This window comes from Candidatus Puniceispirillum marinum IMCC1322 (assembly GCF_000024465.1).
GTDB classification, from domain to species: domain Bacteria; phylum Pseudomonadota; class Alphaproteobacteria; order Puniceispirillales; family Puniceispirillaceae; genus Puniceispirillum; species Puniceispirillum marinum.
On the sequence record NC_014010.1, the window covers coordinates 880,183 to 896,892 of the forward strand.

Genomic DNA, 16,710 nt, shown 5'->3' on the forward strand with positions numbered 1-16,710 from the left:
TAATTTTTGGTTAATTTTTTTTATTAGTTATTGTTTTAATTAGTTTTATTTTTAAAGTAATTTCTGAAAAAAACTGTTCAAAATTCTGACGTTTTGCTTGAAATGTTAACAAATTACTAACAGAATATTGACACATGACTTTTCAGAGGGATTTGCACTGTGCTTCAAACAGATGAGCTTATTGTTGGCAACTCAGCCGCGTCAAAAGATTTAAAAAAACTAATAGACGTGGTAGCGCCATCATCAACAACCGTGCTTATTCTGGGCGAAACAGGTGTTGGTAAAGAACTAGTCGCCCGCTCTATTCATAATAGTTCCAACCGTACCGGTGAACTGATTTCGGTAAATTGCGCCGCCATCCCCAGTGAATTGCTGGAAAGCGAATTGTTCGGGCATGAAAAAGGCGCCTTTACCGGTGCCGATAAAAACCGCAAAGGTCGTTTTGAAATGGCTGATGGTGGCACGTTGTTTCTTGACGAAATTGGTGACATGCCCCTCTCCCTCCAATCTAAATTGCTACGCGCGTTGGAAGATCGCACAATTCAGCGGGTTGGCGGCGGCAAGGATATTAATGTTGATTTCCGCCTTGTCTGCGCAACTCATCAAAATATCCCATCAAAGGTAGATAACGGTTCATTTCGTGCTGACTTATATTACCGGATCAATGTGTTCCCTATCCAAGTGCCAACTTTGGCTGAACGCGCCGTAGATATCCCCCAGATTGTTGAGCGTATTTTGTCACAGATGGGTAAGTATGATGATATTATTCCCCCTGAAATATCCGAAAGTGGCTATAGCGAGTTAGGCCGCTATACATGGCCCGGCAATGTTCGTGAGTTACGCAACGTCATTGAGCGCGCCGTAGTGCTATTCGCTGGTAAAAGCATTTCCGGCACCCAAGTCAAAGAAAACCTTTTACGACTAAAAGTTCCCGATCGCGAGGAAGAGATGAATGCCATTTGGGATGCCGCTGATGATTTAAGTGGTATTTCATTAGGTGGCATTGGTGACCCAGAAGATGCCCCACTTCCGCATCCATCGCATTATCGGGACTGGTTTAGTTATTTTGATACAATTGATCTGCGCCGACATCTGCGTGACATAGAAGTGGTACTGATTGAAGCGTCGTTAGAAAAAAGCGACGGTATGGTCAGCCAGGCGGCTGCCGCGCTGAAATTAAGGCGCACCACGCTGATTGAAAAAATGAAAAAATTAATGATCGAAAAACCAGTAGCGCAATCAAGCGCCCTTGAAAATATTGACTAGCTTGGCCGATAACCATTCAATTGTCTTAACTTCGACCCAGTGTTCTGACGTAATTCAGCCATCAGCCCCAAAACTCTTTCTTTAGCTGCATCATTCTGCTGGACACACCGTCTGGCAATCTTGAACCATTGTTCGTCAGCAACGGCATCTTGAGGCACTTCCATCTTATTCACCAGATTCCGGCGCGATTGGTCTAAAACCTCAATAGCCGCAAAATCGGCACGGTTGATGGCATCATCAATTTCATGGCTAAGCGCCTCAAACTCTTTTATCAAAGCCAGATTATTCGGGAATTTTTTGTTTTTTGATATTACTGTCATGTTACTGCCTTTCCTATCATCCCCCATGCATCACAAATTTCGTCCAAAGCGCTAATCGCAACCTTAGTTCCCGCAATTTCATTATTCCCTGAGTCGGTAATTAGCTGAATACGTGCGTACTCATATAGCCGAAACAAATTTTCAGCAATTTCACCACCATCCTCAAAGTTAAGGCTCGTTTGCAGACCATAAATAATGCTTAATGCACGAGACAAAGATTTCGAGCGCTCCTCTGGAGACCCTTTAGAATCCTCTACGTTCACGACGAATTTGTTCATCGCGCGCAACAACTCTTCAAACATAAGAAAAACCATTGCGTGGGGATCATCCGACTCAACAATAGCGTCCTGATCAGATTTTTTATAAGCATGCATCATTTTATTGTAGCTCATTGAAGAATTTCGCTCCTATTTCTTGCATTTTGACGCAGTTATGCTATTGCTAAATTCATGATTAATACTTTAGCAAATCAAGCTATACCACCAGTTTCAGCGGCAAAACCCGCCAACGCATATGCTATGACTGCTATGTCACCTGCAAACATTGTGCCAAGTTTGCGCCAAACGGTAATGGGAATCGAGGCAACAAGCGCCTTACAGGTAATGCCGAAGGATTATCCAAACCAACCTGCGGTGATTATTAGACACCCAAGGCATGCCCCTTCTGCTGTGCCCGCCGAACAATTTCTAGCGGCGCGTGCACTTATGTCACCTGCTTATCAACACAACACACTTTTATCTAAAATGGCACGCATTTCTAATATGCATATTGAAACGCCTCGTTTTCGCGATCATGTGGATATTCTGGCCTAATTCAGAATCGTTTGTGTCAGGCGCGCTCTAAGTCGGCGACACGCCCCTGTAAACCCAAATATAACTTAAATAGGTCGGCTTCGGTTACAACACCAAGCAAAGCATTATTATGCCGATCAATAACCGGAATGTTTTCGCCAACAAAATGACTGGCAATTTCGATGGCTTGCTGGAGTGATGCATCATGCTTGATCGATATTGGCTCCAACTGAATATGTGTTATAGCCAAGTTGTCAGATGGTTCAGCCAGTAACGCATGTAAGCTTAGCTTGCCTTTAAAACCATTACTATCGTCAAGCACATAAGCTTCTGTGGCTTTGGCGTCAACCATGATCCTGATTGCTTGTTGCGCTGAACAGGTTTCATCTAAATGCACATAGTCATCATGCGCAATATCAGCAATGTAGGTTTCCATCATTTCTATGTGTCCCCGCCCAAGCGAGACATCTATGCCACGATCAAGAAGTTGCCGGTCAAAAAATGAATGGCCAAACATAACATGCGCTACCATCGAACTTGTGACAACGCTGAGCATAGCGGCTACGGCAAATTCATAGCTCATTGTTAATTCAAGGATGATCAAAACACCCGAAATGGGCGCACCTATGACCGCGCTTGCAACCGCGGCCATACCACAAATAGCCAAGCCGGGCCCTGCGTTGAGGACACCAAGACTGACAAATATACGCCCAACAATGGCGCCAGCAGACGCGCCAACAAGTAAGGCAGGGGAAAATACGCCACCAAACATCCCAAAGCCAATACAAAGCGCCGTCAGCCCAATTTTGGCAACAAACAAAATCATCAGACTAACATTTAACGTTTCTTCGTTCAGAATATTTGAAATTACTGATGTACCTAGACCAAGGGCCTCAGGAACCCACATGCCAACAATGCCCGCCCCCATCGCGGCAGTGATAAGCAAACGTGCAGGTGACCAGCCAGATGCAGCAGCAAAACGTGCACAATGTCGAATTGACAACATGAATAAAACGGCAATAAGACCAAATAAAGGACCAGCGATTAATGCCACTGGCAACAGCCCGATGAGATCAACGTTGATGTTATCCATGGCAAACACGTAACTATCGCCAAACATCCATTTACTGACGCCCGCAGCGGTAATGCTGGCGATAGCAATCGGGGCAATGGCACGAAGCGAGAAATGCCGCAAAATAGCTTCATGCGCAAAAACAATTCCAGCAATTGGGGCGTTAAAACCAGCTGCAATGGCGCCTGCAACACCGCATCCAATAAAGATATCCGTTGAAAGCATGCCACCTGTATGCTGGCGCATAAAACTGCCCATTGTGGCACCAAAATGCACAAGAGGGCCATATTGGCCAACTGACCCGCCACCAGCAGCCGACACAAAGGCTGCAAGAGTTGAACCAATACCAGCCCGCACATCCAACTCGTTATCAGTGCGATGAGCCGCAAAAATACTATCAGCGGGACCATGAAAACGATTAATTTTAAATAAGTGACGGATAATCAAAATCGCGGCTACAGCCAATAATAATCCACATAAAGGCGCAAAAGACAGGGTAGTTGTTCCGATTGTAAGATCAAGATTGCTAAAGGTACCGCGAGCGTCAGAAAGATATTGAACACCCTTTACAAAGCCATTTGACATTAATGCCATGACGAAACCGAACAATAATCCCGTTGCAATCACGACCACGAATGATGTCAAAACAGGAGTATATTTAACAAATTTATTGATAACATAATTCATCACTCTAACTCACAAGCATCTCAATTAAACTGCCAAAAACCCCAATTAATAGGCAATTTAACATCCATGTGCCCGCCTCCTTAACAAAATATTAATATGTTTAAAGCCAGATTGCATTAGTTTTATCTAAAGCGGCATAAATCTTGCAGTTTTGAGCCGTTAACATAGATAGATGAAAATTTAGGCATGATTAAATGGCAGTAGATTATCTAAGCGCCCTCAATGTAGGCTCAGGGCTGAACACGACCGAGTTGATTGATACCCTTGTAAATGCGGAACGCGCACCGACTGAAAGCCTTATCACCACAGGTAAAGAAGAGCGTACCGTTAATATTTCGAGTGTGGGAAGAATCAAGCAGGGCTATAGCGATTTTAATAGTGCGTTAACCCCTTTGGACGGCATTACGGGCCTGACTGCGTCACATATTGGAAGTTCGCTTGACATAGAAATTTCTGACTCAACGATTGCTAAGAATTTTTCAAGCAATATCGAAATCAACAGTCTAGCCGCTAGTCAGAATCTAGTCTTTGATGGTTTTTCAGCGGTTACATCAAGTGTTGGTACCGGCACGTTGGAAATATCGCTTGGCAACCGTGAATCACTTACCGTTGTCGAGACAACAGATGGCAGTAGTTCAAATGTTGAAATCCAATCTATTACTGGTTTAGACAGCGTTGCTATAACTGCACTTGCGGGCAAAACAATAACTTTATCTGATGGCACAAATACAGTGTCACACACATTTTCTGCGGGGGCATTAACCGTTGCCGAAACATCAACGGGGTCTGACTCAGTTGTCGAAGTGCAATCAATCACCGGCCTCGATGCCACTGGCCTTGCCAATCTGGCAGGTCAAACACTCACACTCTCTGATGGCACCAACTCAATCATACATACTTTTGATAGCGCGCCGGCAGATTTAGATGCGATGGTTACAGCACTTTCAAATGCAACAGGATACGCGGATTTAGAGTTTGGTATTACGGCTGGTACCGATGCCCTTACACTCACTTATGAAGCGGTTGGAGAGGCTTCTTTAGCCACCGCCATCACGTCGTCACCTTCAAACTTGGCAGCTATTGTAACCGGCATTCAAGGCGCAACAGGTTATGCAGACCTTACCTTTGGTGTAGCAGCTGGAACAGATGCGCTTACATTGACCTATGAATCAAATGGTTCTGTTAGTCTTGCGACAGCTGAAACTTTTGACCCAAATGATGATGTAACCACACAGACTATTACGATCGGTACGCAGTCATCATTTACCGTCAGCGAAACAACCACAGGCTCCGACTCAGTGGCTGAAATTCAATCTATTGCTGGTTTTGACAGTGCTGGTTTGACAAGTCTGGCTGGGCAAACTGTGACCATTTCAGACGGCACAAACTCTATTGAACATACATTCGCAACTGCCCCCGCCGACCTTGCTGCAGTTGTAACTGCGCTTCAGGGGGCAACAGGCTATGCTGATTTGACCTTTGGCATTACCGCCGGCACTGATGCACTTACCCTCACCTATGAGTCAGCGGCCGCGCAAGATTTGGCTACAGCGGTTCAAATTGGTGGCGGTGATAGCCTTACCGAAGTCCGTGACTACATCAACGCATCTTCACTTGATATAGTCGCATCCGTTGTTAAGAAAAGTGATACCAATTACGCGCTTGCCATTAAATCACGCGAAGGTTTGGATTACAGCATGAATATAGCTGTAACCGAAACGCCTGCATCTTCGGGGCTCAGTAGCCTTAGCTATACAAAATTCAATAGCTCACAAGAGACCGTTAGTGCCGCCGATGCCAGTATTACTGTTGATGGGATTTCAGTGACACGTGACAGTAACAGCGTCACCGATCTGATCGATGGTATGACCATCACGTTAAAATCGACGACCACAAGCGCAGAAACCATTGGGGCCTCTTACGACTCGAACACTGCCTATGCCGCGATGAGTCTCTTTATAACAAATATCAATACGCTCGCGGCTAATATAGACGCCGAAAGCAAACGCGGTGTTAATGGGGATGAGAGCGGGCCACTCGCTGGCGACCCATCAATCCGTAGTTTGCGCCAAAAGCTTCGCGCGTTCAGCACACAAGCGATACCTGGCTTTGGATCCGATTCAATTTATCTTGCTAATTTTGGTGTGCGCACTGAACTTGATGGCACATTGACGCTTAATGAAACAGAGATGAAAGCCGCCTTTGAGAATGATCCCGATAGCTTTGCTGCGATCATGAATAGTCGGGTTACAACAGGAAGCCCACTTGTTTCAGGAAGCGTATCAGGCGATGAATACACACCTGGTGCCTACAGCTTTACACTGACTGATGGCGTTGGAACGCTTGGTGAAACGGTATTAACAAATTACGGGACGGCCTATGCATCAACATCAGGTGATACAAGCGGCGTCGCTCTATCCATAAGTGGTGGTGGCACCGATACAACAGTCTATGTGGGCAAAAGCCTGCTTGAAACATTTCAGGAATATGCAGGCAAATTGCTGGCCAGCACTAATGAACTCGATAAAAAAATAGCAGTCTATAATAGTGAGATAGAAGATTATGATGCCCAGCTAGCGGCACTCGAAACACGTATGGCAAGCGTCAGGTCACAATATGTGACCAAATTCTCGGCGATGAATTCGGCCGTGGCCAGCATGGAAAGCACAAAGACACAATTAACAAGCATGATGGATGCTTGGACAGCATCGCTGAAAGCCTAAATGAAACTGGCGTGAGAGATTAGCACTAATAGCTGAGCCCTAAAAGGCATCCAACAAAGATACAGTTCGACCAGCCAACTCTACAAGATGTGGCAGGTTTTCCTCTTCGTCTTCGACTTTCCATCCCGCTGGTGCCTGAGGAACCGTGTTTGAACGAAGTCCAAAGACATAAGCTCGAAACCCCTTTATCATAGCAACAGAACCAGCTTCGGCTTGTTTTACTGGATCTTCGGCAGACCCAAACATTGATTTAAGCTTGCGGGGCTTGCCAACACCCTCATTATGGATACGGTAATAGCAATAATCTGTAATCAAACTGACAGCTTGTTCACCAGCATCTATTTCAGCCAAGAACCCCATTAATTCATTAGCTGTGTCACTAAACACCGCCTCATCAATGGGCGCATATCTCTCAGCCAGCCCGTTAGCATATTTTGAGGCAAAAACCTCAAGGTTTAGCTCTGCTGACAAAAACTCAGCAACGCATCTAGAAACAGCGACATCAAAAACCCAACCTGGACAATGCATTGGATACCCCAACAAACCAATTAATTTTAAACTGAATAGTTATATTCAATCTCGATATTTATAATAATTTACTTACAGACAATCAAAATAAATTTTTAATCAATAATAAATCAAACAGAAAAAACTTAGCAGACATATAAATATTATATTATTTTCAATATGTTGAATTTTTTTCACACAGAACGCTAATCATTTTTGCCATGCGTCGTAAACCTTCCTGACGAAGAAACTTTCACCTAGTTATGGAGATTTACTATGACTGCTATTAACACAAACGTATCTGCCTTGAATGCGCAGTATTATCTTTCGAATACCAACAAAGAAATGGAACAGTCGATGCAGCGTCTATCGTCTGGTTTCAAAGTCAACAGCGCCGCCGATGACGCTGCTGGCCTGGCAATTGCTGGTCGTATGGAAGCCCAAACTCGTGGCCTTACAATGGCGATAAAGAACGCCAATGACGCTGTCTCTCTAGCCCAAACTGCTGAAGGCGCCCTTGGTGAGGTCACCAACATGCTTCAGCGTATCCGTGAACTAGCCGTTAACTCTGCCAACAGCACTTTGAACGATAGTGACCGTCTGTCACTTGACAATGAAGTTCAGGCGCTTAAGGCCGAGATCGACCGCGTTGGTTCAACAACAACTTTCAATAGCCAAAACCTGCTTGATGGTACTTATAAAGGTAAGTTCCAGATCGGTGATAAAGATGGCCAGACTGTTGATCTGAAAATCGGATCTGCCATGACAAGTGCGCTTGGCATGGGCGGCGGTGCTTCAGGCTCTAACACTCTTGTTAGCGCTCGTATTGCGCTTGCCGACGCAGCTGCTGGTGACATTGAAATCAACGGTCAGGCTCTTGGTGCTATCGATGTGTCTGGTGGTGAAGATCTAGAAGACGTTCTTGCCAATATCAACTCAAATGTTGATAACATCACAGCGACTGGTTTCAACGTCCTGACCGCGGCTACAATTGGTAGTGGTGTTACTGACGGTACTGCTGCTGGTGGTCTTTCGATTGTAACAACTGCAATGGGTGCTTCAGCAGCCACAACATTTGTTATCTCGGCTTCATCAAGCATGGATGAGCTGGTTGCCAACATTAACAATGAAACTGGTGGTGTAGTTGCCGCTACAGTCAATGAAAGCGGTAAACTTGTACTGTCAAACAACACAGGTGCTTCAATCTCAGTAGAAGATGACTCAACAGGTCAAGGTGCTGGTTTTACATCAACTGCCACTGATTATACAGGTTTCATCAAGCTTGAGGCTACTGATGGGTCTGCTGTTCGTGTGGAAGCTGGCAATAAAGGCTTGTCAAGCCCAGGTACTACAGCTGATTTGTTGACGCTTGGTTTCCGTGAGACAAAGGCTGTATCAGCTTCTGACGCCTATACAACTGTTGGTGCCGCTCTGACCACCCCAGCCACAGCTCTTGTCAAAGGTGATCTGACCATCAATGGTGTTGAAATCTTTGATGGGGGTACAACAGCATCAGACAGCTTCCAGGGTAAACTGAACCTGATCAATAAATTCAGCTCAGAAACTGGCGTTAGCGCATCAGCAAGCTTCTCTCAGACTTTTGCCATTGATACAGATGATATCGTACTTGGTGAGACTTTGAGCATCAACGGTCAGCAACTGACGCACGTAACCAAGACAGTTGCAGGTCTGACAACTTTGCTGAACACAGTGTCAGATGAGACAGGTCTTGTTGCCACACAAAATGGTAACAATATCACTCTGGCAGGCGAAAATGTCACATCACTTAATATCGACTTTTCTACTGTTGCTGATTTGACTGACGGCTTAACATCGACTGCTACTTCATCAGCTGCCCTGATCAAAGGTGTCATGCAGGACGGTGGCGTTGCAGCTACAGCTCGTGAACTGACTATTGTTGCTGGTGATGTTAAAGAAGGACGTACATTCACATTCAGTTCTACCGGCGCTACAGGGGCTGACTTCAGTGTTGATTACACAGTTGTAAGTGGTGATACAGCTACGACAGTTGCTCAAGGCATAGCCAACCTGGTAAGAAACACCGGTTCACCGTTTGATGTTGCTGATGCCTCAGGCATTAGTGCAGCGGCAGGAGTTATCACGATTGTTTCAGGCTTGAACTATGGTGATGGAACCATGAAGTTTGAAGTAAAAACTGGTAGCTCTAAGGATGTTTTATCAACTGGTGGAACAGCAGGCACGCCTGTAACTAGCTATGCCAGCATCAAGCTAGACTCTACAAGCAACACGCCTATCAAGATTGATACAGGTGCGACTAACGCTGGTGCAAACCATGCAGCACGTCACGGCTTTATCAATGCAAATGTTGGCGCTGCTGACTTTGATGTCAATGAGCCTACATTGAGTGCCGCTGGTGGTTCATCAATGTCTGGTTTGAGCATCTCAACAGCAACTGGTGCAGTAGCAGCTTTGACAACCCTTGATAATGCAATCGACAGTGTAAACTCAATCCGTGGTGATCTGGGTGCGATTCAAAACCGCCTCAGCTACACAACGAACAACCTGTCATCGATTGTGACGAACACTGAAGGTGCCAAAGGCCGGATCATGGATGCTGACTTTGCTGTGGAAACCAGCAAGCTGGCCAAGACACAGATCCTGTCACAGGCAGCTACAAGCATGCTGGCTCAGGCTAACCAGTCCAAGCAATCACTGCTGGCTCTACTTCAGTAGTTTCGGCCTGATTAAAAACACAAATACAAAAAGAGGGGTGGTTTTCCACCCCTCTTTGCCGTCAGGACTGAATTTAATCTTATCGCATAAAGTCAAACAGGCTTTGGCGTCCAATATTTACAAATGCCTGCTGGGCAGCGTCACGGCTTGTGATCATTGACTGCATTTCAGTCACAATGCTTGCAATATCAGCATCTTCAAGATCAGAGATATTTTCGTTCAATAAAAGCTTTCGTTGACCCAAAGCATCTGCCTGCATGTCAGCCTTGCTTAACTGCGCGCCAATAAGAGTTTGCTGGCGCGTGATATGTTCGATTGCTTTGCTGATATCATCCAGCGTGCCTTCTTCCAAAGAACCAGACAATATCTGGTTTTCAACAAGCTCGATAATTTCAAAAGCCGAATCATGGCCATAATCACTTTCAACCCGCATAAAGGCAGAAGCCCCATCAACACCAGTTTGAAGTCGCATTGATTCAGACACCTGTACATCATGTGTGCCACGATCACCAACAAATTGAACAACGCCATCTTTATCGATCTCAAACGCATTTGAGTTTACCTTATACCCCGCAAATAATGACTGGCCAGTCAGATCCTTTTTATTGGCAAGTTCAACCATACCCTTTTTCAACTCGCCAATTTCCGCCTTTATTGATTGACGGTCAGCAGAAGAATATGTGTCATTCACCGCCTGAATAGACAATTCAAAGATACGCGTCATGACAGTCACCGCCTGACCAAGCGTCTGATCCGTGAGGGCAAGACGGTATTGCGCCCGGTCGAGATTTGATGAAAACCGGTCAAGAAGAACCTTTTGTTCTTTGGCGGCGGATATATTGGTCGCCGCAATGGGGCTATCAGACGAGCGAAGGATTTTCTTGCCTGACGCTATACGCATTTGCGCTTCTTGAATCTGCCCGGTAATTTTATGAAATCCAGCCAGCGATTGCGCATTAAATGTTTTGGTACTAATGGGCATTTTGAATCTCCTAAATTGACTGCATCAGCGTTTGAAATAATTCACGCGCTGTTGACAATATCCGCGCCGAAGCCTGATATGCCTGTTGTTGTTCGATAAGACGCGAGGCTTCCGTATCCAAATTCACGCCGGAATAGCTGGCTTCTGCCTCAAGACTTGCATCGCGCAATGTTTGAGCCGCTTCGAGTGTCAGCTTGCTGGTACGTACGCTTGAACCTAGCTCGGCAACCATTGACCCAAACACTTCCTGGAACCCACCAATATCAAGCTCTTCATCATTGGGGGTTTGCAGATCAATAATAGCTTTCAGATTACGGCCATCACCAACACCATCATAATTGGTGGCTATGTGAAATTTATCTTCAATTTCTAATTCACCAGATAATTTGACAGCAAACCCTTTAGCAGATGCTTCTTTATACGCATCCAAAGTTCGTGTCGCCATCGTGGTGCCGGTTTCTGTATCAACAAAGTCCACGATACCGTTTATGGGATCTGTCACTGTAACGGCGATGTCGCGGATCATGACCTTGGCCTCAGGTGGGCGCACATCATAAGTTGCCGATATTTTTCGGGCGCCTTGCCCAGTAAGCACAACGACAAGATCCTCATCTGGCATATCACCAAGCGTGACGCGTTGCCCCATAAGACTGTCTGCCGTTGCGCTGGCTTGCAAATCTTCGGTGCTGTCAATATGCGTTGCAATAATGTTCGCACCATTCACCTTGATATTAAAGTCTCGGTCATAAAAGCTGTTGATTTCAGCTGTTGGTGCGTTGCTGACAGCTGCTTGTGTTTTATAAGTCAGGGTTAAGGCGCCAGTTCCCGTTGACACAGTAAAATCTAGGTCTGCGTAGCTACTATGGCTTTGAAGAGCAAGAGCCACATCGGATATTGATGGTGTCGTTGAAAATTCTACAGTTACGGCATTGGTGGTCTGGGTATAGCTAGCGGTGGTCGCCATACCAGAATTTTTATAATTTAATGTCAGTGCATTGGATCCAGTAGCAACGTCAAATAACAGATTGCTGTAACCAGTAGCATTTTGTAATGCGGATACGATTGCCGAAACGCTAGAGGGTGCTGTAATAAATTTATGTGAAATGGTTGTGACGCCATCAGACAGGGTGATCGTTTGCCCTGCCAAATTAGTTAACCCTGTATAATCAAACCCGGCAATAGACTGAACTTCGGCGACATTCTGAGAACCCTCAGTTGTGACACTGACATCATGCTCAAAAATGCGCAGATTCAAGGTACCATCACCAATTGTCAGTGTATTGCCGACTAATGCAGCAAGGCCAGCCTCATCAAAACCAGATATCGATTGCACTTCATTAGTCGAACTATCGCCTGCAACCGTTTGCGAGACCGTCATAACAATGCTTTGTTGCGTAAGTGATGCAGTCGGCTGGGTTATGCCACTCGTCAGTCCAAAGCGCGTCGCCGCTTCGGTATTGTTTTCAATGGTCGTTGATGTTGGTAGCGTAATGTTATCGCTTACCAAAGTGCCATCATTTGACCAGATATGTAGCTTATAATCTGCATTGAAGCTGGCGCTTAGACGTCCTGTCTCACCACCGGTGACATATAACTCCCCGCCCATCATGGTGATGGTATAGTTCTGCCCCTCAAATGTAACAGTTACGTTTTCACCATCAGTAGGAAGGTCTGTTAGCGTTTCAGAAATATTATAAGTGCTTGAATCATAACTGATTGAAATTGTATTCTGGTTACTGCTTGTAATGCCAATTGAGCCGTCAGCTAACTCTTTTAGCTGGTAGCTCGCCCCATCAAACTGAATATTCAACACGCCTGATTCTGCGAGTATGGTTCGGTTTTCTTCAGACACGGCAATGGTGTTTGATTTGGTCAAAGAAGCCGCACCGGTAAGATTAGCAATCGGCGCATTAGACCTAAACTTTTTGGCCATAGCATAAGCAATATCAGCAGGTTCAGTAGAGCCCACATCCGCGCCAGTGACCTTTTCCGTAATATTATCAATTGTTAACGAGTAAGAGACAGTTTCTGCTGACGCACTTGTTCCGGTTACCGACTCTTCGTTGCCATCAATATTACCCAAACTATCGAATGTAATAGTCCGACTTGTCGCCACATCACTAATGCTTGTCAAAATGTCTGTTGCGTTAGTCTTGTTGGATACAGTGGCGCCAAGATACCCATCTTCACCAGTCTTATTCAAATAAGTATCAACATAGGTAGCACCAGCATTAAATCCATTTGCTGTGGTTAAAAGATCGCTGATCTCGTCAGCTGTTAATGCTGACCCCGCAATATGGCGCCCTTCCCGGGTAAAAATTTGTATATCTGAAGCCACATCACTTCGGCTTGTGACCAGACCCGAAATGTCATTAGCGTTGGCAAGGCTAAGTGACGCACTATCACCGATGGTATTTTTAGAGAAGCTGATTGTGATTTGACCACCTGAACCAGATGCAAAGCCACCAAGGTCTATCAAGGAAAATTCAGTGTCGCCGTCAATATCATTTGTGCCCGTTATCACACCCTTATTGAGCAGATCGGCAACCCGATTCATATCAGTCCAATATCCCGTTCCATCCGGATTGAAAGCGTCATAGCTGAGATCAAAGCTATAGGTTTTTTCGTTCCCATCGGGATCGGTAACACTGAAGGTGGCTGTTTTGATACCGCCCAGATTTTCATCACTTACCGAGAATGCGAGTTGTGATTGCTGTGTAAGGCTGGCCAAATCAACGTTAGTTACATTTGCAGGTATTATGACAGCTGAACCGTCAGCACGAAAGGTAGTTCCCGCAACGGCCGAAAGACCATTCGAAAGCACCTTTGTCATGTCTGGCACATTATCGACTGGTTCATACACTGCAACATCCACGGCCATGGTTGCAGCACTTTCATTATTAGGATCTGCGGACGATAATAGCTTTGAAGCGGCCGCAATATCATGTGGTCTGGTAATCACGAGACCAATTGCACTCGCCGATCCAGCGGCTGGTTCCAGAAAAAACTTATCCCCATTGCGAGGATTACCACCAAATTCAATGATTAGGCCGGGAAGAGATATTCGTGACTCACCTGAACCAACCACTTGATTTTTTTTATCACGCGCTTCCCATAGGTTGCTCTTCGTATCAAATTTAATTTCAAGGGGTTGAGGGTCAACAATAGTATAATCAGTGACCTCGACAATAACCACGCCACTTCCAAGATTCTGTGAACTCTCAATCGTTTTGATGTCAGCCATCTGAAAGAATTTACCACCAGGCAAACCCTCTAGATTGATGCCCTGTTCATGAATTGTATTAATATCACGGACAAATGAATATGCCAGCCCATCAACCTTATCCATTGTCTCGGACGCCTTTGAAAAACTATCACTTAGGCCTTTTAATGAACCATTCTTGATTTGGCTGGTTGGAACGAAACCACTCCCCTCACCAATAAGGAAGCTAAGGTTTTTATCACCCTCAACAACTTGAAGAGTTGCAAATCTATCATGACGAACAATGGCGGGACCAGTTCCAGTGGTACCAAGTGTCAGACTTGTAGATCCATCTTCATTACCCACAATTGTGACTTCAACATAGTTGCTAATTTTATCAATAAGCGCATCACGGGCATCCAACGCAGAATTTGATTTATTAGCTGTTCCCGCGCCAATCGACCTGTTCAAATTTGCAAGCTCTGCAACGAGCCCGTTGAGATCACGGATATTCTGATTGGTTTGTTGAACAATGCCTTTTTTGACTGCGGTCATCTCTGTGGATAACTGCCTAAAACTTTCAGCTAGTGCATTTGCTTGTTCCAAGGCGACTGTTCTAGGGGCACGATCAGCTGGTGCCACTGACACTTCTTGCAATCCATCAAAAAACTGAGCAAGCATCGAACCAAGATTATGCTCACCAGGCAAAAGCACATCTTCAAGGTTGCTGATATTAGATGAATAGGCCTCAGCACCCTCAGCATAAGATGATGTGGCGCGCGCTTTATTCAGCAAAAATTCGTCAAATGAGCGCCTTACATCGGTTACCCGAACACCAAGGCCACTTTGATCTGGCACACTATTAACACTACCCGTGCTACCCTGAATTTCTTCAAGGTTAGCCTCGCGGCGCTTATATCCATCAGTATTTATATTAGCAATGTTTTGACCCGTTACCGCCAAAGCCTGCCGGTAAGAACTCAATCCAGATTTACCAATATCAAATAAACTAGCCATATTTACATCGCTGACTTATCAAATTGGCGCACTAACGCCTCAGCGATACCAAGATCAATTTTTTTGGACATGATATCCGCATGTTCTTGATCGAGCATATCTTCGTAAGTACTTTTAGCGTGACTACCAAAAAGATCGTCAGCCAGTTTTGTTTTACGGGCGTCTTTTAAAAATTGATGCAAAAAAATCGCTTCAAATTTTTCAGCAGCATCCCTTAAATCCTCATTTTCATCAGGTAATTTGGTTTTACTGGCCTCATACATAGCCATGGATGAATCAATAGGTGTTAATTCCATAGCGACCCCCTAAATTACAATTATTTCTGCGCGAAGCGATCCAGCCTCACGTAGCGCTTCAAGAATGGCAACCAAATCAGCGGCACTGGCACCAACAGCGTTAATCGAGTCAACAATATCAGCCAGATCAACACCCGTATCAAAAACAAAGGCTTTGGCCGTTTCTTCCTCAATTTCAATTTCAGTGTCAGCTGTTTGAACAGCGTCACCAGGCGTGGTTACAGTGCCATTAGCATTTGTGGTGGTTGTGCCCGTTGCCGTTACATCCATATCTTCGGTCACTTTAACAGTTAGTGATCCATGTGTAACAACTGCTGGTGTTACCCTTACATCTCCACCAATAACGATTGTACCTGTGCGAGAATTGACGATGACCTTTGCAGATGGGCGTGCTGGATCGACCTCAACATTTTCAAGCAGGCTTACAAAACTGACTTTCTGTTTGGGATCAACAGGCGCGCGGACCTTAATTGATGACGCATCCAGCGCAACTGAAACATCAGGCCCAAATATATCATTGATAGCGTCAGACACACGAATTGCCGTACTGAAGTCACCTTGATGCAAGTTAAGTATTAAATTATTGGATGACTGAAATGGACTTTCGACCATTTTCTCTACAGAAGCCCCCCGTGGAATACGACCAACAGTTGGAATATTCACAATTACAGATGAGCCATCATTTCCCGTTACGCCAAGGCCACCAACAACCATATTTCCTTGTGCAACTGCGTAAGTTTCACCATCAGCACCCAGCAAAGGCGTCATTAGCAATGTGCCGCCACGTAGTGACTTTGCCGCGCCAATAGTTGAAACTGTAATATCAATGCGCTGACCTGGTTTGGTAAATGCTGGCAAATCAGCAGTTACCATAACGGCAGCGGCATTTTTACCCGATAAGTTTGATGCATCTGTTACTAAACCAAATTGCGACACCATTGATTGCAAAGATTGCAACGTCAGGCCTGAGTTTCCATCGCCCGTTCCAGACAGACCCACAACAAGCCCGTAACCAACAAGCTGGTTTGATCGCACGCCAGCAATTGAAGTCATGTCTTTCAACCGATCAGCTACCGCACTGCCGATGCCTGCAAAGGCACTGAACATAACGATCAAACTGGCAGTAATGATG

General features: G+C 45.2%; 12 protein-coding genes. 4 read left to right on the top strand and 8 right to left on the bottom strand.

The window, feature by feature from the left end; genetic code table 11:
• The first annotated feature begins 159 nt into the window (after nucleotides 1-159).
• Complete coding sequence (locus tag SAR116_RS04270; RefSeq protein ID WP_013045707.1) at nucleotides 160-1,266, top strand: sigma-54 interaction domain-containing protein; 1,107 nt, start codon at nucleotides 160-162, stop codon at nucleotides 1,264-1,266.
• Here SAR116_RS04270 and SAR116_RS04275 read toward each other — a convergent pair.
• Together SAR116_RS04275 and SAR116_RS04280 are read right to left on the bottom strand one after the other, a co-directional pair.
• Nucleotides 1,263-1,586, bottom strand: a complete 324-nt coding sequence (locus tag SAR116_RS04275) for a hypothetical protein (RefSeq protein WP_013045708.1) — start codon at nucleotides 1,584-1,586, stop codon at nucleotides 1,263-1,265. The genes SAR116_RS04270 and SAR116_RS04275 overlap by 4 nt on opposite strands.
• Nucleotides 1,583-1,978, bottom strand: coding sequence for a flagellar export chaperone FliS (locus SAR116_RS04280; RefSeq protein WP_013045709.1), 396 nt, complete (start codon nucleotides 1,976-1,978; stop codon nucleotides 1,583-1,585). Before SAR116_RS04280 ends, SAR116_RS04275 begins: the two co-directional genes overlap by 4 nt.
• Before the next feature lie 57 nt (nucleotides 1,979-2,035).
• On the opposite strand from SAR116_RS04280, the gene SAR116_RS04285 reads away from it, so the two are divergent.
• Nucleotides 2,036-2,398, top strand: a complete 363-nt coding sequence (locus tag SAR116_RS04285) for a hypothetical protein (RefSeq protein ID WP_041860758.1) — start codon at nucleotides 2,036-2,038, stop codon at nucleotides 2,396-2,398.
• A gap of 16 nt (nucleotides 2,399-2,414) precedes the next feature.
• Here SAR116_RS04285 and SAR116_RS04290 read toward each other — a convergent pair whose 3' ends face one another.
• Complete coding sequence (locus tag SAR116_RS04290) at nucleotides 2,415-4,136, bottom strand: chloride channel protein (protein ID WP_013045710.1); 1,722 nt, start codon at nucleotides 4,134-4,136, stop codon at nucleotides 2,415-2,417.
• 194 nt (nucleotides 4,137-4,330) lie between these two features.
• Here SAR116_RS04290 and fliD point away from each other — a divergent pair, with 194 nt between their 5' ends.
• On the top strand, nucleotides 4,331-6,859 hold the full coding sequence (gene fliD / locus SAR116_RS04295; RefSeq protein ID WP_013045711.1) for a flagellar filament capping protein FliD: 2,529 nt from the start codon (nucleotides 4,331-4,333) through the stop codon (nucleotides 6,857-6,859).
• Between the two features lie 39 nt (nucleotides 6,860-6,898).
• Here the strand turns inward: fliD and SAR116_RS04300 are convergent, their stop codons facing one another.
• Nucleotides 6,899-7,387 carry a hypothetical protein gene (locus SAR116_RS04300; RefSeq protein WP_013045712.1) on the bottom strand — a complete coding sequence of 163 codons (489 nt, stop codon included), beginning with the start codon at nucleotides 7,385-7,387 and terminating at the stop codon, nucleotides 6,899-6,901.
• A gap of 255 nt (nucleotides 7,388-7,642) precedes the next feature.
• On the opposite strand from SAR116_RS04300, the gene SAR116_RS13195 reads away from it, so the two are divergent.
• A complete protein-coding gene (locus SAR116_RS13195; protein WP_013045713.1) occupies nucleotides 7,643-10,081 on the top strand; it encodes a flagellin N-terminal helical domain-containing protein in 2,439 nt (812 codons plus the stop codon).
• Between the two features lie 79 nt (nucleotides 10,082-10,160).
• On the opposite strand, the gene flgL is transcribed toward SAR116_RS13195, so the two are convergent.
• From flgL to SAR116_RS04325, 4 genes are read right to left on the bottom strand one after another with little or no spacing between them, the layout of a single operon-like run.
• On the bottom strand, nucleotides 10,161-11,063 hold the full coding sequence (gene flgL, locus SAR116_RS04310; protein ID WP_013045714.1) for a flagellar hook-associated protein FlgL: 903 nt from the start codon (nucleotides 11,061-11,063) through the stop codon (nucleotides 10,161-10,163).
• 10 nt (nucleotides 11,064-11,073) lie between these two features.
• Nucleotides 11,074-15,282 carry a flagellar hook-associated protein FlgK gene (gene flgK, locus SAR116_RS04315; RefSeq protein WP_013045715.1) on the bottom strand — a complete coding sequence of 1,403 codons (4,209 nt, stop codon included), beginning with the start codon at nucleotides 15,280-15,282 and terminating at the stop codon, nucleotides 11,074-11,076.
• A 2-nt stretch (nucleotides 15,283-15,284) separates the two neighbouring features.
• The gene (locus tag SAR116_RS04320) at nucleotides 15,285-15,578 is read right to left on the bottom strand and encodes a rod-binding protein (RefSeq protein ID WP_013045716.1); all 294 of its coding nucleotides are present in this window, start codon (nucleotides 15,576-15,578) and stop codon (nucleotides 15,285-15,287) included.
• Between the two features lie 9 nt (nucleotides 15,579-15,587).
• Nucleotides 15,588-16,685: a flagellar basal body P-ring protein FlgI gene (locus SAR116_RS04325; RefSeq protein ID WP_148212354.1), complete on the bottom strand. Its 1,098-nt coding sequence runs from the start codon at nucleotides 16,683-16,685 to the stop codon at nucleotides 15,588-15,590.
• Nucleotides 16,686-16,710: the final 25 nt, after the last annotated feature.